Here is a 19,607-nt window from a genome sequence, read left to right on the forward strand (position 1 = left end):
GGCTGCCTCGTCAGCTCGTTACCGAATAACCGACATGGGCGATGGAGATGCCGGTGTTACTGATGGAGGAGCCGGTGGTACTTATGGCAGAGCCGGTGGTGTTGATGGCCGATCCTGTAGTGCCGACGGCGTTGCCGGTGTTGCTGACCGCAGAGTCGACGAACTGGACGAGCGATACGATTTTTTGCACCACGCTCAGGGTGGCGGAAACCGCCGAGCCTGTTGCGCTGACAGACGAGCCCACGACGCTGGTACTGCTGTGGACCGTACTGGTGGAATCTTTGATCGCTTCGGTATAGGTCGGCGTCTGCTTGTTGATGGACTGCAGGGCCCGGGTGTTGAGGTTGCCCTGGATGTGGTGGTTCTCGTCGTTCTCGACCGAGACGTCGAAGTTGCGCTCGGCGTGCAGCTTGATCTGCTCGGCACCGCGCTTGTCATCGAAGCGCAGCATGTTCGCGTTCTCCACCGAGCCATGCTCGAAGGAGCGGGTAACGATGCCGCTCTGTGTGCGGGATGCGGGTAGGCTGAAGGGTGGCATCTGGTCGGCGTTGTAGACGCGACCAATGATCAGCGGGCGATCGGGCATGCCGTTGATGAAATCCACTACCACTTCCTGGCCGATGCGCGGAATCTGCAATCCGCCGAAGTTGGAGCCGGCCCAGTTGCTGGATACGCGAACCCAGCAGGAACTGTTCTCGTTGTTCTGGCCGTAGCGGTCCCAGTGGAATTGCACCTTCACCCGGCCGTACTGGTCGGTCCAGATTTCCTCACCCTGCGGGCCGACCACGACGGCGGTCTGCGGTCCATGGGTGAACGGGAAAGGCGTCACACGCGGCGCCCGGTAGGGTAGTGCGACCGGCTGTACGGTCAGATGCGTGTCATAGCGGGCGGAATCGCTGCCGGTGGCGTAGCCCCCTTCGAGGAAGTCGTAGGTGGCGCTCACCACCAGGTAGGCGCGGTTTTCCGCGCTGCGCGGGTGGCCGCTCAGGCTGAAGCTGTAGCCGGGTCGGATGCCTGGCAGCTGGCTCTGCGCCTGGGTGCGCTCACGCAGGGCCTGGGCCTCTTCGAGGCGGATCCGCGAGTAATTCTCGGCGTGAACCTGGTCGACGAAGCCGCCCATCCAGTCGTACATCTCGAACTGGTCGTTGGCGTGGCGCTGGAGCGTGGCGCGCAGCTGGCGCATATCGGCCTTGGGCTTGGCGAAATCGTAATCGCCGACCATGTAGCTGCCGGGGCGGACTTCCTCGCCGGACTGCCAGTTGCTCACCCCGACTTCGCCGCCGTTGACCAGGCGATCCGGCGGCAGGTAGGCCAGCACGTCGTGGTCGGGCAGGTTGGCGTGAGCGCTGATGTCATCGGCCAGGACCAGAGTCTCGCCCGCCTCTCCATGCTCGAAGTAGAAGTAGATGCCCTCCTGCTCCATCAGCCGGCTGACGAAGTTGAAGTCGGTCTCCTGGTACTGGACGCAGTATTCCCATTGCCGATAGCTCGACTTCAGGCGTTTCTCCACGGGGTAGTCGTAATCGCCCAGGACCTCATCGAGGATTTCCACGACGTTCTTCTTCTGGAAGATCTTGCAGTCCGACGTGCAGGTCAGGAACCACAGCCAGGGCCGCACGGTGAGCCGATAGACATAGTCGCGGGAGGTATTGCTCTGGCGACCGAGCATCTCCATCCGCGTGACTTGGCCGCCGAGCTGGCGCGAACCGCCCTTGGCCAGGAGGATATTCAGGCTCAGTTGCGTGCCCAGGGTCTGTTTGCTCTCCAGGCTGTAATTGGTGCTCAGTACCTGCACTTCGAACTCGTAGAGCGACGACAGCGACTCCCTGCCGCGAAGCGAAAGAAAGCGCACATCCGAGTCGCTGAACGTGCCTTGCAGCGTGACGATACGATTCATGCCAATTCCTCTGGTTGCATGACGATGGAATCCACGGCGCGAGCCTGTGGCCGGGTTTCATGATCGAGCTGGAAGCGTCCGTCCCGTGCGGTGAGCCGGACGAAGCCGTGTTCCCGCAATGGGCCTGCGGTGAGCACCAGCTGGCTGAGCTCAGGGAGTACTTCATGGCTGAGGATCGATTCGATCATCCGTCCACCGGCCTCCAGGCGAGTACAGCGCTGGGCGATGAGCTCCACGCTGCAGTCGTCGCAGCGCAGCTCCAGTCCGTGCTGTTGTTGCAGGCGTTGGCCGATCCGTAGCAGTTGCAGGCGAATGATCCGGCCCAGTGCCGAACCATCGAGTGGCAGGTACGGCACCACCACCAGGCGGCCGAGCAGCTCGGCGGCGAACACCTGGCGCAGGTCGGGGTAGATCGCGTTGGCCAGCACCTCCGCCGCGGGTGTCAGCTCGGGATCGTCGCAGAGACTGGCGATGCGCTCGCTGCCCAGATTGGTGGTGAGCAAGATGACGGTGCTCTTGAAGTCGATGTAGCGGCCTTCGCCATCCTCCATCCAGCCCTTGTCGAAAACCTGCAGGAACAGCTCGTGGACATCGCTGTGGGCCTTCTCGATCTCGTCGAGCAGCACCACGCTGTAGGGGCGTCGTCGGACCGCCTCGGTCAGCACGCCACCCTCGCCGTAGCCGACATAGCCGGGTGGGGAGCCCTTGAGCGTGGACACCGTGTGGGCTTCCTGGAATTCGCTCATGTTTAGGGTGACGAGGTTCTGTTCGCCGCCGTAGAGGGCTTGCGCCAGGGCCAGCGCGGTTTCCGTCTTGCCGACCCCTGAAGGGCCGCAGAGCAGGAAGACCCCGACCGGCTTGTTGGGGTCGTCCAGACGTGCCCTGGCCGTACGGATTCGCCGGCTTATGGTCTCCAGCGCCGCCTGCTGGCCGATGATGCGCCGGCTCAGTGTCTCGGGCAGGGCGAGGATAGCCGCGGCTTCGTCCTGGACCATGTTGCCCAGCGGAATGCCGGTCCAGTCGGCGATGACCGTCGCCACGGTGTGGATGTCCACCTGCGAGCGCAACAGGGTCGGTTCGGGCTGGAACTCCTTTGCCTGCAACTGGCCCAGTTCGGCCTGCAGTCCGGTGCGTTCGGTCAACGGCAGGTCCACCTCGTCGAGCTGCCGGCGCATCGCCAGGATGCGCTCGACCCGTCCTCGTTCCAGCGCACAACGTTGCTCCAGCTCGCCGACCTGCTGGCGAATCGTCGTCATGCGCTCCTGGATGAGTGTCGGACGCCGGGCGTCACCCATGCAGATCCGTGATTCGCGTTCGGCGATCTGTTGCTCCATCTCCAGCAGCTCCAGCTGCCGCAGGCAGTGCTCCAGCTCCGCCGGATCGCTCGCCAGGCTCATGGCGATGCGGGCACAGGCGGTGTCGAGCAGGCTGACCGCCTTGTCGGGCAGTTGCCGGGCGGGTATGTAGCGATGGGAAAGCCGCACCGCAGCCTGCAGGGCGGCATCCTCGATGAGGACGCCATGGTGCTGCTCCAGGGCTGGCACCAGGCTGCGCAGCATTTCGATCGCGCTGTCCTCGGCGGGCTCGGCCACCTGGATGGTCTGGAAGCGTCGCGACAGTGCCGGGTCCTTCTCGATGTATTTCTTGTACTCGCTCCAGGTCGTGGCACCGATGGTGCGCAGGCGTCCGCGGGCCAGCGCCGGTTTGAGCATGTTGGCCGCGTCGCCGGTGCCGGCGGTGCCGCCGGCGCCGACCAGCGTGTGGACTTCGTCGATGAACAGGATGATCGGGGTGGAGTTGTTCTCCACCTCGTCTATCACCTGTTTCAGGCGCTGCTCGAATTCGCCCTTCACGCCGGCGCCGGCCTGCAGCAGTACGGGATCGAGCACGTGCAGGCGAACGCCTTGGAGTTTCTCTGGTACATCGCCCCGCGCCAGGCGCAGCGCCAGCTCCTCGACAATGGCGGTCTTGCCCACTCCGGCCTCGCCGGTCAGCAGTGGGTTGTTCTGGCGACGGCGCATGAGGATGTCGATCATCTGCCGCACCTCGTCGTCGCGTCCGTAGACCGGGTCCAGTTCTCCCCGTCGGGCGCGCTCGGTGAGGTCGATGGCGAAGCGTTGCAGGGCACCGCCGCTTTCGTCGGAGGTTTTTGGCGCTGGTGCCCCATCGCTCGGCGAATGCTCAGGCGAGCTGGCGAGGATGCTTGCCTGCGACTGGATCAGGACGTCCGGAAGGACCCGGGAAAACTGCGAGGAAATGCCCAGCAGCACCGAGCGCAGGCCGCTCTGGCGCAGGCAGGCCAGCAGCAGGTGGGCACTGCGAACGCGCGACGCTTCGAACAGCAGGCTGCAGTAGACCCAGCTGCGCTCGACGGCCAGATCGATCATTTCGGCGAAGTCGGAGACCGAGCTGGCGCCGCGCGGCAGGGTGTCCAGGGCTCGTTGCAGATCCTGGCGCAGCTGCGTTTCGTCGATCTCGAAGTGGGCGATGACGCAACGCAGATCGCTGGCGGGCTCCTCCAGCAGCTGCTGCAGCCAGTGCGACAACTCAACGTAGGGGTTGCCGCGCAGCTTGCAGAAGGCGGTGGCCCCCTCCAGCGCTCGGTACAGCAGCGGGTTCAGGCGGCCAAACAGGGATATACGACTGATGTCGCTCATCGGTTTCTCTCCAGATGAGGGGGGCTGGACTCCTGGTTGCGCCAATAGCGCTCAGGGTCGTAGAGCAGATCCTCGGCATGACCGTCTTCGCGGCCGCAGCCAAGCCAGGTGCCGTAGCCGATCTGGGAATGACTGCCCAGGCGGGCGCCTGGGATGGTGTCGCGCTGCAGCAGCAGACGTACGTCCCAGGCGTATTCGAGTCCGATGTACTGGCGTACCCAGTCGCGTAGCCTGAGGCTGGCGGGGGTGCCGGGAAGGAAGTCGCGAAGGCGTGACCAGGGCATGGGCCCCAAGACGAGGCGAAATCGGCTCTGTGCATCGCTCGTGCTGCGTCCTAGCAGTTCGCCGCCGCCCAGCTGGCTGGCGTGTCTGCCGATCCGGACCTGGGCGGATGGGGCCTGTTCGACGCGGGCCGATATGTGCTCCTGCACCCTGACCCCAACTGCGAAGTAGCTCTGGAGGATCCGCTCCAGCCCTTCCGGGTTACGGGTCTGCCGTACCAGGTGCCCGGCCATGGCGAGCTTGGCGTGGTGGGCCAGGGCATCGCGCTGCCGTGTAGTTCTGCCACCAAGCTGGAGCAGGCAGGCGAGGTAGTGAACGTAGCCCTGCTGATCGCGGTCGAGACTGACCGCCGCCTCAGCCTGCGCCCAGGATCGATAGAACAACAGCGTCAGGCGGTGATGGAACAGGTCGGCGAAGGCGCAGAGCGTCGCGTCGCCGTGGTGATGCTTGCGCTCGCGGGCATATTCGGTGAGATGCAACGGCAAGGGGCCATTGGGCCCGAACAGGCCGAAGCCGAGAATCGATAGGTGAGGCCGGCCATTGGCGATCCGGGCCTGGAATATCTCGCTCGAGGCGAATGCCAGGCTGGGTTCCTGGCCGATGCGCAAGGGCTCTTCGCGTGGGCGGCTGGCGCTGCCCAGTGGTGGGTGGTCGCCCTGGGCGTCGATGCGGCGCAGCAGCTGGAACAGGTCGAAGGCCTCGGGCGCTTCCTGCAGCTTCTGTTGGAGCTGGGAGCTGCATTGCGCGCGGCTGTCCGTCGGGAGGTTCATGCCACCGGTCTCCTGCCGATTCGCGGCTGCCAGGCGGCAATGGAGCCGCGTTGCAGGCTGTTCAGGCTGAGCTCGATGAAGCTGTTGATGCTCACATGGCGGGCTATGAACTGTTCGAGCACGGCGCAGAAGACAAAAGGACTGGCGCCGGAGAAGGCTGCTTCATCCACCGTCAGTTCCACCTGAATGCCTCGTCCGTAGACGATCGGGCCGGCCTGCGGTAGGCGCCGGTAGATGGGCGACAGGGTACTGCTGCGCAGGCCGTGGATCTGCCGGGCGATGAGCGGGTCGCCGAGCTCGCCGTAGATAGACAGCAGTTCGCGCAGCGCCGCCGCGCCCTGCTCGGCATCGCAGTCGGTGAGGTGCAGGTAGTTCTGGCTGAGGTGGTCGATCAGGCGCCAGGCCGAGGCATCTTCCGCCAGCGCGGGGTAGGGGCGGGAAGGCCCCAGCAGCAGGCGCGTACTCTTGACCGGCGCGGAGATCTTCAGCGAGAAATCGCTGTCACCACCGCGGGCCATCAACAGGGGCAGATCGCGATTACTGCACAGGGTGTCGACACTCAGTTGCAGCAGGTCTTCGGCAAACGGGGCATGGCGCTGGTCCACCAGCGACAGGAAGATTTCGCTGCCGTGGTAGTGAGTGCGCTTGCCATGCCGCTGCGCCGTGCCGGACACCCGGCGCGGTTCGCGACGCTGGGTGAAGTAGGCGCCGAAGTTGCCCGTGCTGTCGTTGTCGTGGGAACAGAACAGCGGGCGGAAGTCCTGTGGTGGATTGCCGGCGCCGCGATGCCCCTGCACTTGTTCGATGCTGTAGACCTCGTAGTCCAGTTGCCGGGTGCGGTCCAGCACCACATGGAACTCATGGCTGCCGGGAGTGATCTGGGTGCGGTCGGCGCGCTTGGGGAACAGGTTGATGGCCGGCGTGCAGAACAGCTTGAAGCGGTCGGCGTCGATGACCGCCTCGAGCTGCGGGGCCTGTCGGTCCAGCAGGAGGAAGAGGTCCAGCACATCGCCGGTGATTCGCGGCAGCACCTGGTCCAGCCCGCCGATGCTGAAGAAATGGAAACGGGCGGGCAGGGCGAAGTACTCGTGCAGCAGGCGATGCCCCTGGAAGGCCCGCGGGCCGTAAGGCAGCAAGGCCTGCTCGGGGGCGAAGCCCTCGTGACGCAGTGCCGTGTCGGGGAGCCGCTGGGGCTGTTGCGTCGGGTACCGCGGATCCGCGCAGACCACGCCGGCCTGTCCGGCCAGCAGCAGTTCCAGGATGCGCGTGGCTTGCACGAGGTCGCCGCTGACGAAGAACGTCAAGCGTTCCAGCGGCAGGTTGGCAAACCTGGCTCCGGCGCAGGTCTGCAGGCGTATCCGCAGTGCGGCCTGGACCGGCCGCTGCGACGGCAGGTCGAGGGATAGCGACTCGGGTGCGCCGGCGCAGAGCTCGGCCTCCTGGATGCGCAACGGCCACAGGGTGCAATCGTGCCCTGTGCGGAACTCGCAAGCTGTCTGCTCGCCGCGGATCAGCGGCGAGCGCAGCGCGGTGCCGGCCGGCAGCTGGAAGCCGGAGAGCAGGCTGCCTTCGGTGGCGTTGGGTTCGAACTGGACCACCGCCATCGCGGGCAGCGGCGCCATGTAGTTGGGGCAGACCGCATCCAGCAGTTGCTGGGTGAAGCGTGGAAACTGCGCCTGCAGCTTCAGTTGCACGCGAGCCGAAAGGAAGCTGAAGCCTTCGAGCAGGCGCTCGACATAGGGGTCGGTGACCTCGTTTTCCTGGAGCCCCAGTCGCCCCGCCGCCTTGGGGTATGCCCGGGCGAATTCCGCGCCCAGTTCGCGCAGGTAGTTGAGCTCACGGTTGTAGATATCCAGCAACTCGTCCATCTCACGCTCCTTCGGACAGCAGATTGACCTGCCCGCTTTCCAGGTCGATTTCGCTGCGCAGAAGGAACTCCAGCGGGTAGGGTACCGACCAGAGCAGGCCATGAATCCGTAGCGCCAGCAGGTTGTAGTGGGCCAGCGTGTCCGCGGCGGGAATGCAGCGCACTTCGAGGCTGTCAGGAATGATTCGCGGCTCGAACGCGACGATCACCTGATGAATCTCCTGCTCGATGCTGTGCCATTCGATCTCCGACATGCGCCGCCCGGCGAGCGGCCGGATGCCGTAGCCGAGTACGCAATGGTGGTCGATCGCCGAGCGCCGGGCTTCGGATGCTGTGGTGACGTTGCTGGTGTTGAACAGCCAGCGCAGGTCGCGCAATACCGCGTCGCGGTACAGGCGCTCGCTCGTCAGGAACTGGCCTGCCGGCTCGCGGAGCTGGTCCGGCGCCTCGTCCGTCAGCCGATCCAACAACGCCGGACGCAGCCGTTCGCGCGGTTGCTGGGCGTGCCCGAGCTCGCGCGGGCTCTTCATGCTGCGCCCCCCTGCAGGCGCACGGCGCGTACGTCGAGCAATGCGTACTCATCCTGGTCGGTGATCCACATGCGTTGCCCGACCCCGGCGAACAGCTGGAGCGACTTGTCGCCCAGCGCCCGCCAGCAGGTTTCCTGGCCCAGCAGCAGCGAGCTAGACAGGGAGGCGTAATCACCGACGTAGCGCACGGGCATCGTCGTGCGCTGACGCTCGCCGCTGGTCAGCGTCAGGACGGCGCGGGCCCACAGGCGATCAACACCGTTTTGCGGTGCGGCAATCTCGATTTCGCGAACGCGGGTCAGCGGCATCCAGCCGTAACCCTGCGGTCCGATCAGTTCCAACATGGGCCCGAGCCGGCCATCGCCGTCGGCGATCCATTGGAACTCGTGCGTATGGATGTCCTGAGCGCCTTCCCGGACAACGTCGATTTCGCCTCTCAGGGCAGGCGCATTGGCGAGATTGCTCGCCAGGCGCTCGGGAGCGTCGAGTTGGGCACAGTCTTCTGCCAAGTGTGTTGCCCAGTCCTCGATGGCAAGGGCCGCCATGCTCACCGGGGCCTCACCGCGCCAGCAGCGATCACGTTGCAGCTCGGCGTCGATGATGAATTGATAGCTGCGGATCATCGGCAGCAGGGAAGCGTCGTTGCTCAGGGCCTGCTGCAACTGTCGCTTTGCGTCGTCCCAACGCCCTCGCATCGACAATACCTGGAACAGGCGAAAGCGCTCGGTGGCCGAGGTGGGCTCAGCACGGACGCGCTCCTGCTGCTTGTCCTGCAAGTTGTCCAGGTCTTCGATGCTGGCGAATCGGGAGTACATGGAAGGGCTCTCCGGAATTGAATACATGGATCGATAAAGGCTGAAAGCCCCCAACTTCACGGACAGCCAGGAAACTTTCCGTCGTTATCGAGGTGCCGACGAAGTTAGCGGCGATCAGCCTGGCCTGGTTAGGCCTCGCGGTTTTCCTTGATATTCCAGGCGAGCAGGTTTTCTGCCCCTTTTCCGCCCTGGTCAGTTTGCTCCCAATATTGCTGTTTGATCTTTCCGGCCTGGAACGAGTAATTGACCAGCAGGGAGTCGGAATCGTTATCGGCGGTATAGCGGACCGACGTTACCAGCACTTCTTCCAGCGTGAACTTCGAATACTCCATCTGCGCGCCGCCGGCCTTGCAGACAGAAATCTCGACTTTGCCGATGTGCTTGCCGCTGGCGCAGTACTTCATGATCGCCGGAGCCGCCTTGTCGATTCGGGCCACGACATTCAGGTCGTTGAAACTTACCTTGCCTATACCTCCACCGCCGCCACTGGTCATGTTACCCGGTTGCGAGGCGCCCCAATCCAGGGAAATCAGATCGCTCCATTCCTTGTGATGGGAATCTTTGGACTCGCCGATGGCACCATCGACTTTCAGATACATATCTATAGCCATGATTAACTCCTGTAACGGTCAATAGGACACTTGCTTGTACAGACCGGTCGCTGTTTCCAAGCGCGATGTTGGGAACGTTCGCATGACCAGCTGCTTGAACTCGCTGGATATGCTGTTCATATCCAGCGAAACCTTTATTGGCTTGTTCGGGGTGATATCACCCCCCCAGGGAATATCCAGGATTTGCAACTCAACTCAGAATGCGTTTGGATAGTTGCCGGTCTATCAACCTTCGTCTTGTTTCAGCGATGGCAGTTTTGAAACCAGGCGCAGGGAGACGGTCAGTCCCTCCAACTGATAATGCGGCCGCAGGAAGAACTTCGCCGTGTAGTAACCGGGGTTATCCTCGATTTCTTCAACCTGCACTTCCGCCGCTGCCAGGGGCTTCTTCGCCTTGGTTTCCTGGGAAGAGTTGAGTGGATCGCCGTCGACGTAACTCATGATCCAGCTGTTGAGCCAGTTTTCCATGTCGTCGCGCTCGCGGAAGGAGCCGATCTTGTCGCGCACGATGCACTTCAGGTAGTGAGCGAACCGGCAGCAAGCGAACATGTAAGGCAGCCGGGCGGCGAGATTGGCGTTGGCGGTGGCATCGGCGTTGAAGTAGGCGCTCGGCTGCTGCAGGGACTGTGCGCCGATGAAGGCGGCAAAGTCCGAGTTCTTGCGATGCACCAGCGGCATCAGGCCGTTCTTCGCCAGTTCCGCTTCCCGGCGGTCGCTGATGGCTATCTCAGTTGGACACTTCAGATCGACCCCGCCATCGTCGGTCGGGAATGTATGGCAGAACAGGTTTTCCACCGCCCCGCCGGACTCCACGCCGCGAATCGAAGTGCACCAGCCGAAGTTCTTGAACGAGCGGTTGATGTTCACCGCCATGGCATAGGCTGAGTTGCACCAGGTGTAACGGTCATGGGCGCTGCTGGCGGTGTCTTCCTCGAAATCGAAGTCGTCCACCGGGCTGGTCGCCGCACCGTAGGGCAGTCGGGCCAGGAAGCGCGGCATCGCCAACCCCAGGTAGCGGGCATCCTCGGACTCACGCAGGCTGCGCCAGGCGGCATATTCGGTGTTCTGGAATATCTTGGTCAGGTCTCGGGGGTTGGCCAGTTCCTGCCAGGACTCCATCTGCATGACCGACGGCGAGACGGCCGCTATGAAGGGGGCGTGGGCAGCGGCCGAGATCTTCGCCATCTCGCGCAGGGTTTCCACATCCTGAGGGCTGTGGTCGAAGTAGTAGTCGCCGAGCAGGCAGCCGAAGGGTTCACCACCGAATTGGCCGTATTCTTCCTCGTAGATCTTCTTGAAGATGGCGCTCTGGTCGAAGCCCACGCCCTTGTGGCGCTTGAGTTCCCGGTTCAGTTCCTTCTTCGACAGGGGCATGAAGCGAATCTTCAGCATCTCGTCGGTTTCGGTGTTGTTCACCAGATAGTGTAGGCCGCGCCAGGCACTTTCCAGCTCTTGGAATTGCGCATGGTGGATGATCCGGTTGATCTGCTCGGACAGCTTGCGGTCGATCTCGGCGATGATCGCCTGGATCGAGCGGTAGGAGTCGCCGGAAATGGCGACCGCATTTTCCAGTGCCTGTTCGGCAAGCGTCTTGACCGCATGCTCGACGGCCTCGCGGGCCTGATCGGTCTTGGGTTTGAATTCCTTGTGCAGCAGCGACGAGAACATGTCCCGGTCGAGTGTCCGCTGTTCAACGTTGGTCGATTGAATCGTGTTGGCCACGCTCATCTTGGTTCTCCGCTAGGCAAGGCTTCAGTCCGCGTCCGCAACCGGTTTGCTCGCGGCCACCAGGGACTTGAGCAGCGCCGGGTTATCCAAGGCCTGGGCCAGCAGGTCCTCCACGCCGCTCTTGCCATCCATGTAGGAGAGCAGGTTGGAAAGCTCCGTACGCGCCTGCAGCAGCCGGTTGAGTGGCTCGACTCTGCGTGCGATGGAGCCTGGCTCGAAGTCGTCGATGCTCTGGAAGGTGATATCGATGTTCAGCTGGCTGCCGTCGCTGTTCAGGGTGTTGTCCACCTGGAAGGCAGCCCTTGGCTTGAGCGACTTCATGCGTTCGTCGAAGTTGTCGACGTCAATTTCCATGAAGCGCCGCTCGGTCAGTGCACCAGGCGATTCCACCGGCTTGCCCAGCAGGTCCGCCATGACGCCCATGACGAACGGCAACTGGATTTTCTTTTCGGAGCCGTAGATCTCCACGTCGTATTCGATCTGTACGCGTGGGGCGCGGTTTCGGGCCACGAATTTCTGGCCGCTGTGTGGATGGAATCTACTCATGATCACCTCTGCTGGTTCGATCTTCCCGGCACCCGTCGTGAATAGGTGCGCCGGGTTTCAGGTCTGCTTAGGGGGCGTCGGTCGTTGCACTGGTGCCGAGAATGTGCCGGAAGGGCTGGCCGCTTTCGGGCACCATGTCCTGGATGATTTCCATGAAGGTCATCGGCATCAGTCGTTGCGCACGACGGATCAACAACGCTGCCGGGTGGCCCGGCTCGTAGCGCTCGAGGTAGAGGCAGACGTTGTCCATCATCTGCACGGCCTGCTCGCGCCTTTGGGGGACTGACTTGGCCGCATGCATTGGGGGCGGGGCGCTGGCGGGCAGAGCGGATTCGACCGGCGCCGTGGGGACGAGCGGCTCCGCATCGGCCTCGGAGAGCGCGCGGACCACGAGCCGGAAGGGCCGGGCGAAGGTGGAGTAGTCCGGCATCCAACTGGAGCCCAGTCGGCGCTCGATCAATTGCTTCAGGGCGGCCAGCGTGGTATCGATGATTCTTACGGCTTTCAGTTCGGCACTTTCTCTGCCGTTCAACAGCAACTGCAATCGTTCATCGCTCGAACTGCCAGGAGTGCCCGGCTCGGTATCGAGGTGGCTCTCCAGGTCGCGCAGGCTGAAGCTTCCGAAACTTCCTTGGAGAACAAGGGCGTTGCGCAGGGTGCGACCGATACCCGCAGTGTCCATCAGGGCCGCGATGGCATTGATGCGCAGCATCGGGTCCTCTTCACCCTCGACCTGTATGCGCGGGTAAATATCGTCCCAGTAGCGCTCGAGCCACTGCAAGGCGACTTCCAGCACTTCGCCGTATCCCGGCAGGCCTTCCAGTTCGCTGCGGGCGCGGGCCAGGTAGGCGAGCACGCGCAGATCCTTGGTCCTGTTCAGCAATTCGCCCGCCCGATGGGCCACGTCGCTCCAGTTGGGCTGCTGGGCAGGAATGATGGTGCTGCCGAACTGCTGTTCTTCACGCTCCGCCGCAGTCACCAGAAGCTCGATGTATTCGGCGTCATATTCAAGTTCGGCGCCACAGGCAGAACTGTCGTTTATGGGCTGCAGGAGATTTAGAAGGAAGTCGGACATGAAGGAATTCCGTTGAAGGTTGTTCCTGTTTAATGGTATGGCGGAAGTGGAGGCAGAGCGGCCTTATACTTCGGGTAAGTTGTTCTGGTTTTCGGAATTTTCTTATCGGTTCATGAAGGTTAAATGCTGCTGATAGAAATTTCGGCTAATCGGGTGATTGCCATGAAATTGTTTGGTATTACCTAAAGAAGTTAGTTGTATTTCAGGGTTGTCCCGGAGTCTCTTGGTCATGGTCCCTGACGGGAGTTGTATCTCCGGTGCGCAGCGCAGTTCTACCGGTCTCGCCGGGGTTTTTAGCAAAGGGTGTTAGCATGTCGAGGTATTAGTCAGTCCTATTGATTAGGGTAAGTTGCGAGAGGTTTGTGCTCCAGCTTGAGCTTCTGAACTAATTCTTGGTGAATTCCGGAAATTACACCCTCTACATAAAAGGCTGCTGTAGGTTTGCTCTCCAACGGAATGTCCGCTTGCCTCCGCCTGCCAGATTTGGTCCCGGCAGATAGTTGGTCCCGCTCAGGCTTTTGGCTTGCTTCGATCTTATATTCATGAAGTTGAGTTGATAACCGGGTCAGGTATCAAAGGAGAATTTCACGTTGAGCATGAATCCAATAATGATGTTTCTGGAAGAAATGGTGATATTCGTCAGGGTCGTCGAGAGTGGAAGTTTCTCGGAGGCCGCACGGCAGTTGGGAATATCACCTTCGGCGGCCAGCAGGGGCGTGTCCAAGCTGGAGAAGGGGCTGTCGGTGCAGCTGCTCCAGCGCACCACGCGCAAGCTGCGCCTGAGCGAGTTCGGCGAGGAGGTCTACCATTGCTGCCGAAGCATGGTGGCTTCGGCGAAGGCTGTAATGGAGATGGGGGCCAAGTTCGCCACAGAGCCGGAGGGAGTCGTACGCATAGGGGCTCCCAAGGCGATTGGCCGCTACGTCCTCCATCCGTTTATCCCCGAGTTTCTCCAGCACTATCCCAAGGTCGATGTCCAATTGCTGCTCGGGGATGGCCACCATGATCTGATTGACGGGAATCTCGACCTGTTGGTGCGCGTGACCGATCACCCGCCTCCCGGCCTGGTGGGGCGCCGTCTCTTCCCCATCCGAACGGTTCTCTGCGCATCGCCCGATTACTTGGTGGAGCATGACGTACCGTTGCACCCGCAAGAGCTGGAGCGACACTTCTGCATTGGCGAGGGAGGGACGACCTCAGGCGGGCCATGGCAATTCAGAAAGGGGGCGGACAGGGTCAGGGTCCAGGCAGTCAACCGCTATTCCATCAACCACTCCGAGGGGCGGTTGGATGCCGCGATGAGCCACATAGGGGTTACCTGCCTGCCCCAGTTCGTCGCAAGGGAGGAGCTTGAGCGCAGTCGGATCGTGCAATTGCTGCCCGAATGGGAGTTCACGGGGGCGGGAGGGCAGGGCAGCGCCTGGTTGCTCTACCAGTCGACCCATTTTCTGCCGTTGAAGGTTCGTGCCGTGGTCGATCACCTGGTGGACCGTGTGCGCCAGCTTTCATGGCTCCACGATGATGGCGCAAGCGCGGGAGAAGCCGGGTCGGGATCACGGCCGGAACGTATTAACTGATGCATCCGTGAACGACGAAGGCCGGGGGACGGCCTTCGTCAGGCAATCATTGAGCAGGCGGCAGCGGAGCTGTTCGTTCGAACTTCCGCCTATGGCGTTCCTTAGTTCACGGCGTCAGTTGTCTCAGAACGAGTCGTCCGGCACACGAACCCAGCCTTCCATGAGGATGCGCGAACTGCGGCTCATGATGGCCTTGGTCACGGTCCATTCACCGTTCACCTGCTTGGCCTCGGCGCCCACGCGCAGGGTGCCGGAGGGGTGGCCGAAGCGCACGGCGCTGCGCTCGCCACCGCCGGCGGCGAGGTTCACCAGGGTGCCGGGAATGGCGGCAGCGGTGCCTATGGCCACGGCGGCGGTGCCCATCATGGCGTGGTGCAGCTTGCCCATGGACAGCGCGCGCACCAGCAGGTCGACGTCGCCGGCCTTCACCTGCTTGCCGCTGGAGGACAGGTAGTCCTTGGGCGGGGAGACGAAGGCGATCTTCGGCGTGTGCTGGCGGGTCGCGGCTTCTTCCGGGGTCTTGATCAGGCCCATGCGCAGGGCGCCGGCGATGCGGAATTTCTCGAAGCGCGCCAGTTGCTCGGGGTCGCCATTGATGGCTTCGCGCAGCTCGGCGCCGGTGTAGCCGATGTCCTGGGCGTTGACGAAGATGGTCGGGATGCCGGCGGTGATCATGGTCGCCTTGAAGGTGCCGATGCCGGGGACTTCCAGGTCGTCCACCAGGTTGCCGGTGGGGAACATGGCGCCGCCGTCTTCACCGTCGTCGGACGGGTCGAGGAACTCCAGCACGATCTCGGCGGCGGGGAAGGTCACGCCGTCCAGCTCGAATTCGCCGGTTTCCTGCACCTGGCCGTTGGTGACCGGCACGTGGGCGATGATGGTCTTCTGGATGTTGGCCTGCCAGATGCGTACTACGCAGGTGCCGTTGTCCGGGATGCGCGAGGGGTCGACCAGGCCGGCGTGGATGGCGAAGGAGCCGGCGGCAGTGGAGAGGTTGCCGCAGTTGCCGCTCCAGTCGACGAAGGCCTTGTCGATGGAAATCTGCCCGTAGAGGTAGTCGACGTCGTGGTTCGGCTGGGTGCTTTTCGACAGGATCACGCACTTGCTGGTGCTAGAGGTCGCGCCGCCCATGCCATCGATGTGCGCGCTGTACGGATCGGGGCTGCCGATCACGCGCATGAACAGCTTGTCACGGGCCGCGCCGGGCACCTGGCAGCGCTCGGGCAGGTCCTGCAGGCGGAAGAACACGCCCTTGCTGGTGCCGCCACGGATGTAGGTGGCGGGGATCTTCACTTGGGGTACGTGGGGCATGGGAGATTCCTGGCAGTTCAATGTAGGAGCGGGCCATGCCCGCGATGATCCCAGTGCGGAAATCGATCGCGGGCATGGCCCGCTCCTACGGAGTTTGTTCCGGCACGCCGCGGGGCGTGTCGGAGCCTTCACATCACGCCACGGACGACTCGAGGAAGTCCTTGGCGAAGCGCTGCAGCACGCCGCCGGCGTTGTACACCTTCACTTCGGCGGCGGTGTCCAGGCGGCAGGTAACCGGGACTTCGACGACTTCACCGCTCTGGCGATGGATGACCAGGGTCAGGTCGCAGCGCGGTGAGACATCGCCCTTGATGTCGTAGGTCTCGGTGCCGTCCAGGCCCAGGGTCAGGCGGGTGGTGCCCGGCTTGAACTCCACCGGCAGCACGCCCATGCCCACCAGGTTGGTGCGGTGGATGCGCTCGAAGCCTTCGGCCACGATCACTTCCACGCCCGCCAGGCGAACGCCCTTGGCCGCCCAGTCGCGGGACGAGCCCTGGCCGTAGTCGGCGCCGGCCACGATGATCAGGTTCTGCTTGCGGTTCATGTAGGTTTCGATGGCTTCCCACATGCGCATCACCTTGCCTTCTGGCTCGACGCGAGCCAGCGAACCTTTCTTCACCTCACCGTTCACCACGGCCATTTCGTTGACCAGCTGCGGGTTGGCGAAGGTGGCGCGCTGGGCGGTCAGGTGGTCGCCGCGGTGGGTGGCGTAGGAGTTGAAGTCCTCCTCCGGCAGGCCCATTTTCGCCAGGTACTCACCGGCGGCCGAGTCCGCCAGGATGGCGTTGGACGGCGACAGGTGATCGGTGGTGATGTTGTCCGGCAGGATCGCCAGCGGACGCATGCCCTTGAGCGTGCGCTCACCCGCGAGTGCGCCCTCCCAGTACGGCGGACGGCGGATGTAGGTGGACATCGGGCGCCAGTCGTACAGCGGGCTTTCCGCTTCCTGCACGCTGCCCAGGTCGAACATCGGGATGTAGACCTGCTTGAACTGCTCGGGCTTGACGCTGGAAGCGACGATGGCGTCGATCTCTTCGTCGGACGGCCAGAGGTCCTTCAGGGTGACGGGGTTGCCGTTCTTGTCGGTGCCCAGCGGGTCCTGCTCGATGTCGAAGCGCACGGTGCCGGCGATGGCGTAGGCGACCACCAGCGGCGGCGAGGCGAGGAAGGCCTGCTTGGCGTAGGGGTGGATGCGGCCGTCGAAGTTGCGGTTGCCCGAGAGCACGGCGGTGGCGTACAGGTCGCGGTCGATGATCTCTTTCTGGATCACCGGGTCCAGCGCGCCGGACATGCCGTTACAGGTGGTGCAGGCATAGGCGACGATGCCGAAGCCGAGCTTCTCCAGCTCCGGCAGCAGGCCGGCTTCTTCCAGGTACAGCTTGGCGACCTTCGAACCCGGTGCGAAGGAGGTCTTCACCCACGGCTTGCGGATCATGCCCAGCGCGTTGGCCTTCTTCGCCACCAGGCCGGCGGCGATGACGTTGCGCGGGTTGGAGGTGTTGGTGCAGCTGGTGATGGCGGCGATGATCACCGCGCCGTCGGGCATCAGGCCCTGGGCTTCTTCACCTTTCCCGGCTTGCAGCTTGGCTTCGTCGGCGATGCCGCGCTCGGCCAGCGCCGAGGTCGGCAGGCGGCGGTGCGGGTTGGACGGGCCGGCCATGTTGCGCACCACGGTGCCCAGGTCGAACTCCAGCACGCGCTCGTACTCGGCGGTCTCCAGAGCGCTGCTCCACAGACCGAGGGTCTGGGCGTAGTTCTCCACCAGCGCCACCTGCTCGGGCTCGCGGCCGGTGAGCTTGAGGTAGTCGATGGTCTGGCCGTCGATGTAGAACATCGAGGCGGTGGCGCCGTATTCCGGGCACATGTTGGAGATGGTCGCGCGGTCGCCGATGGTCAGGCTGTCCGCACCTTCGCCGAAGAACTCGACATAGGCGCCGACCACGCGTTCCTTGCGCAGGAACTCGGTGATCGCCAGGACGATGTCGGTGGCGGTGATGCCCGGCTTGCGCTTGCCGGTGAGCTTGACGCCGACGATGTCGGGCAGGCGCATCATCGACGGGTGGCCCAGCATCACGGTCTCGGCTTCGAGGCCGCCGACGCCGATGGCGATCACGCCCAGGGCATCCACGTGCGGAGTGTGGGAGTCGGTGCCGACGCAGGTGTCGGGGAAGGCCACGCCACTGCGCGCCTGGATCACCGGGCTCATTTTCTCCAGGTTGATCTGGTGCATGATGCCGTTGCCGGCCGGGATCACATCGACGTTCTTGAACGCGGTCTTGGTCCAGTCGATGAAGTGGAAGCGATCCTCGTTGCGGCGGTCTTCGATGGCGCGGTTCTTCTCGAACGCATCCGGGTCGAAGCCCGCGGCTTCCACGGCCAGCGAGTGGTCGACGATCAGCTGGGTCGGCACCACCGGGTTGACCTTGGACGGGTCGCCACCCTGTTCGGCGATGGCGTCACGCAGGCCGGCCAGGTCGACCAGCGCGGTCTGGCCGAGGATGTCATGGCAGACCACGCGCGCCGGGTACCAGGGGAAGTCCAGGTCGCGCTTGCGGTAGACCAGCTGCTCCAGGGAGGCGGTCAGGTCCTGCGGGTCGCAGCGGCGTACCAGCTGTTCGGCCAGCACGCGGGAGGTGTAGGGCAGTTTGTCCCAGGCGCCGGCCTGGATCGCGTCGACGGCCTCGCGGGCGTCGAAGTAGTCCAGTGCGGTGCCGGGCAGGCGTTTGCGGAATTGAGTGTTCATCATTTGCGGTCCTTGAGCGGCACGAACTGCAGATCTTCCGGGCCAACGTAGTTGGCACTCGGGCGGATGATCTTGCCGTCGATGCGCTGCTCGATGACGTGGGCGGACCAGCCGGCGGTGCGGGCGATCACGAACAGCGGGGTGAACATGGCGGTCGGCACGCCCATCATGTGGTAGCTGACGGCGCTGAACCAGTCGAGGTTGGGGAACATCTTCTTGATTTCCCACATCACGCTTTCCAGGCGCTCGGCGATGTCATACATCTTGGTGTTGGACTGCTCGTTCGACAGCTGGTGAGCGACTTCCTTGATCACTTTGTTGCGCGGGTCGGACACGGTGTAGACCGGATGGCCGAAGCCGATCACCACTTCCTTGCGCTCGACGCGGGCACGGATGTCGGCCTCGGCTTCGTTCGGGTTGTCGTAGCGCTTCTGGATCTCGAAGGCCACTTCGTTGGCGCCGCCGTGTTTCGGGCCGCGCAGCGCGCCGATGGCGCCAGCGATGCAGGAGTACATGTCCGAGCCGGTGCCGGCGATCACGCGAGAGGTGAAGGTCGAGGCGTTGAACTCGTGCTCGGCGTACAGGTTGAGCGAGGTGTGCATGGCGCGCACCCAGGACTCGCGCGGCTTCTGGCCGTGCAGCAGGTGCAGGAAGTGGCCGCCGATGGACTCATCGTCGGTCTCGACTTCGATGCGCTTGCCGTTGTGGCTGAAGTGGTACCAGTAGAGCAGGGCGGAGCCCAGGGAGGCCATCAGCTTGTCGGCGATGTCGCGGGCGCCCGGATGGTTGTGGTCATCCTTCTCCGGCGACAGGCAGCCGAGCACGGACACGGCGGTGCGCATCACGTCCATCGGGTGGGCCGACGGCGGCAGGGTTTCCAGGGCGGCTTTCACGCCGGCCGGCAGGCCGCGCAGGGCTTTCAGCTTGGCCTTGTAGCCGGCCAGTTCGGCGGCGTTGGGCAGCTTGCCGTGGACCAGCAGGTGGGCGATTTCCTCGAAGTCGCAGCGGTTGGCGAAGTCCAGGACGTCATAGCCACGGTAGTGCAGGTCGTTGCCGGTGCGGCCGACGGTGCACAGGGCGGTGTTGCCAGCGGCGGTGCCACTCAGGGCCACGGACTTCTTCGGCTTGAAGCCGGTGGTGGTTTCTGCGGTAGCGCTCATCGCGTGTCTCCTCATCAAATCCGGTTGCTTGTTCTTGT

At 63.5% G+C, this 19,607-nt stretch carries 14 protein-coding genes; 1 reads left to right on the forward strand and 13 read right to left on the reverse strand.

Annotated features, from left to right (window positions below; translation table 11 throughout):
- Positions 1 to 10 precede the first annotated feature (10 nt).
- The 10 genes from GA645_RS04340 to tssA all read right to left on the reverse strand — a co-directional run bounded on the left by GA645_RS04340 (position 11) and on the right by tssA (position 12,778).
- Positions 11 to 1,897 (reverse strand): type VI secretion system Vgr family protein, encoded by a 1,887-nt coding sequence (locus GA645_RS04340; RefSeq protein WP_152220287.1) that lies wholly within the window; start codon positions 1,895 to 1,897, stop codon positions 11 to 13.
- The gene (gene tssH, locus GA645_RS04345) at positions 1,894 to 4,554 is read right to left on the reverse strand and encodes a type VI secretion system ATPase TssH (RefSeq protein WP_152220289.1); all 2,661 of its coding nucleotides are present in this window, start codon (positions 4,552 to 4,554) and stop codon (positions 1,894 to 1,896) included. Before tssH ends, GA645_RS04340 begins: the two co-directional genes overlap by 4 nt.
- Positions 4,551 to 5,606, reverse strand: coding sequence for a type VI secretion system baseplate subunit TssG (gene tssG / locus GA645_RS04350; RefSeq protein WP_152220291.1), 1,056 nt, complete (start codon positions 5,604 to 5,606; stop codon positions 4,551 to 4,553). Before tssG ends, tssH begins: the two co-directional genes overlap by 4 nt.
- Positions 5,603 to 7,474, reverse strand: a complete 1,872-nt coding sequence (tssF, locus tag GA645_RS04355) for a type VI secretion system baseplate subunit TssF (RefSeq protein ID WP_152220293.1) — start codon at positions 7,472 to 7,474, stop codon at positions 5,603 to 5,605. The genes tssG and tssF overlap by 4 nt, the downstream gene beginning before the upstream one ends.
- 1 nt (position 7,475) lies before the next feature.
- On the reverse strand, positions 7,476 to 8,003 hold the full coding sequence (gene tssE / locus GA645_RS04360) for a type VI secretion system baseplate subunit TssE (RefSeq protein ID WP_152220296.1): 528 nt from the start codon (positions 8,001 to 8,003) through the stop codon (positions 7,476 to 7,478).
- Positions 8,000 to 8,818: a type VI secretion system accessory protein TagJ gene (locus GA645_RS04365; protein WP_178119482.1), complete on the reverse strand. Its 819-nt coding sequence runs from the start codon at positions 8,816 to 8,818 to the stop codon at positions 8,000 to 8,002. Before GA645_RS04365 ends, tssE begins: the two co-directional genes overlap by 4 nt.
- A 128-nt stretch (positions 8,819 to 8,946) precedes the next feature.
- Positions 8,947 to 9,429 carry a type VI secretion system tube protein Hcp gene (locus GA645_RS04370; protein WP_152220300.1) on the reverse strand — a complete coding sequence of 161 codons (483 nt, stop codon included), beginning with the start codon at positions 9,427 to 9,429 and terminating at the stop codon, positions 8,947 to 8,949.
- 225 nt (positions 9,430 to 9,654) lie between these two features.
- Positions 9,655 to 11,097, reverse strand: coding sequence for a type VI secretion system contractile sheath large subunit (gene tssC / locus GA645_RS04375; RefSeq protein WP_256676161.1), 1,443 nt, complete (start codon positions 11,095 to 11,097; stop codon positions 9,655 to 9,657).
- Positions 11,098 to 11,181: 84 nt separating this feature from the next.
- Positions 11,182 to 11,703, reverse strand: a complete 522-nt coding sequence (gene tssB, locus GA645_RS04380) for a type VI secretion system contractile sheath small subunit (protein WP_152220304.1) — start codon at positions 11,701 to 11,703, stop codon at positions 11,182 to 11,184.
- 67 nt (positions 11,704 to 11,770) lie between these two features.
- A complete protein-coding gene (gene tssA, locus GA645_RS04385; RefSeq protein WP_152220306.1) occupies positions 11,771 to 12,778 on the reverse strand; it encodes a type VI secretion system protein TssA in 1,008 nt (335 codons plus the stop codon).
- Between the two features lie 590 nt (positions 12,779 to 13,368).
- On the opposite strand from tssA, the gene GA645_RS04390 reads away from it, so the two are divergent.
- Positions 13,369 to 14,355, forward strand: a complete 987-nt coding sequence (locus GA645_RS04390) for a LysR family transcriptional regulator (protein ID WP_152220307.1) — start codon at positions 13,369 to 13,371, stop codon at positions 14,353 to 14,355.
- Positions 14,356 to 14,478: 123 nt separating this feature from the next.
- Here the strand turns inward: GA645_RS04390 and prpF are convergent, their stop codons facing one another.
- From prpF to prpC, 3 genes are all read right to left on the reverse strand, one after another.
- Positions 14,479 to 15,666: a 2-methylaconitate cis-trans isomerase PrpF gene (gene prpF, locus GA645_RS04395; RefSeq protein ID WP_152220309.1), complete on the reverse strand. Its 1,188-nt coding sequence runs from the start codon at positions 15,664 to 15,666 to the stop codon at positions 14,479 to 14,481.
- A gap of 133 nt (positions 15,667 to 15,799) precedes the next feature.
- The gene (gene acnD / locus GA645_RS04400; protein ID WP_152227897.1) at positions 15,800 to 18,409 is read right to left on the reverse strand and encodes a Fe/S-dependent 2-methylisocitrate dehydratase AcnD; all 2,610 of its coding nucleotides are present in this window, start codon (positions 18,407 to 18,409) and stop codon (positions 15,800 to 15,802) included.
- Positions 18,409 to 19,569 (reverse strand): 2-methylcitrate synthase, encoded by a 1,161-nt coding sequence (gene prpC, locus GA645_RS04405; RefSeq protein ID WP_152220311.1) that lies wholly within the window; start codon positions 19,567 to 19,569, stop codon positions 18,409 to 18,411. Before prpC ends, acnD begins: the two co-directional genes overlap by 1 nt.
- Positions 19,570 to 19,607: the final 38 nt, after the last annotated feature.

This window comes from Pseudomonas sp. SCB32 (genome assembly GCF_009189165.1).
GTDB lineage: Bacteria > Pseudomonadota > Gammaproteobacteria > Pseudomonadales > Pseudomonadaceae > Pseudomonas.

Excerpts from the sequence above, each read along its gene's own strand:
- GA645_RS04340 (WP_152220287.1), bottom strand. The coding sequence starts at position 1,897 with ATGAATCGTATCGTCACGCTGCAAGGCACGTTCAGCGACTCGGATGTG.
- tssH (WP_152220289.1), bottom strand. The coding sequence starts at position 4,554 with ATGAGCGACATCAGTCGTATATCCCTGTTTGGCCGCCTGAACCCGCTG.
- tssG (WP_152220291.1), bottom strand. The coding sequence starts at position 5,606 with ATGAACCTCCCGACGGACAGCCGCGCGCAATGCAGCTCCCAGCTCCAA.
- tssF (WP_152220293.1), bottom strand. The coding sequence starts at position 7,474 with ATGGACGAGTTGCTGGATATCTACAACCGTGAGCTCAACTACCTGCGC.
- tssE (WP_152220296.1), bottom strand. The coding sequence starts at position 8,003 with ATGAAGAGCCCGCGCGAGCTCGGGCACGCCCAGCAACCGCGCGAACGG.
- GA645_RS04365 (WP_178119482.1), bottom strand. The coding sequence starts at position 8,818 with ATGTACTCCCGATTCGCCAGCATCGAAGACCTGGACAACTTGCAGGAC.
- GA645_RS04370 (WP_152220300.1), bottom strand. The coding sequence starts at position 9,429 with ATGGCTATAGATATGTATCTGAAAGTCGATGGTGCCATCGGCGAGTCC.
- tssC (WP_256676161.1), bottom strand. The coding sequence starts at position 11,097 with ATGTTCTCGTCGCTGCTGCACAAGGAATTCAAACCCAAGACCGATCAG.
- tssB (WP_152220304.1), bottom strand. The coding sequence starts at position 11,703 with ATGAGTAGATTCCATCCACACAGCGGCCAGAAATTCGTGGCCCGAAAC.
- tssA (WP_152220306.1), bottom strand. The coding sequence starts at position 12,778 with ATGTCCGACTTCCTTCTAAATCTCCTGCAGCCCATAAACGACAGTTCT.
- prpF (WP_152220309.1), bottom strand. The coding sequence starts at position 15,666 with ATGCCCCACGTACCCCAAGTGAAGATCCCCGCCACCTACATCCGTGGC.
- acnD (WP_152227897.1), bottom strand. The coding sequence starts at position 18,409 with ATGAACACTCAATTCCGCAAACGCCTGCCCGGCACCGCACTGGACTAC.
- prpC (WP_152220311.1), bottom strand. The coding sequence starts at position 19,569 with ATGAGCGCTACCGCAGAAACCACCACCGGCTTCAAGCCGAAGAAGTCC.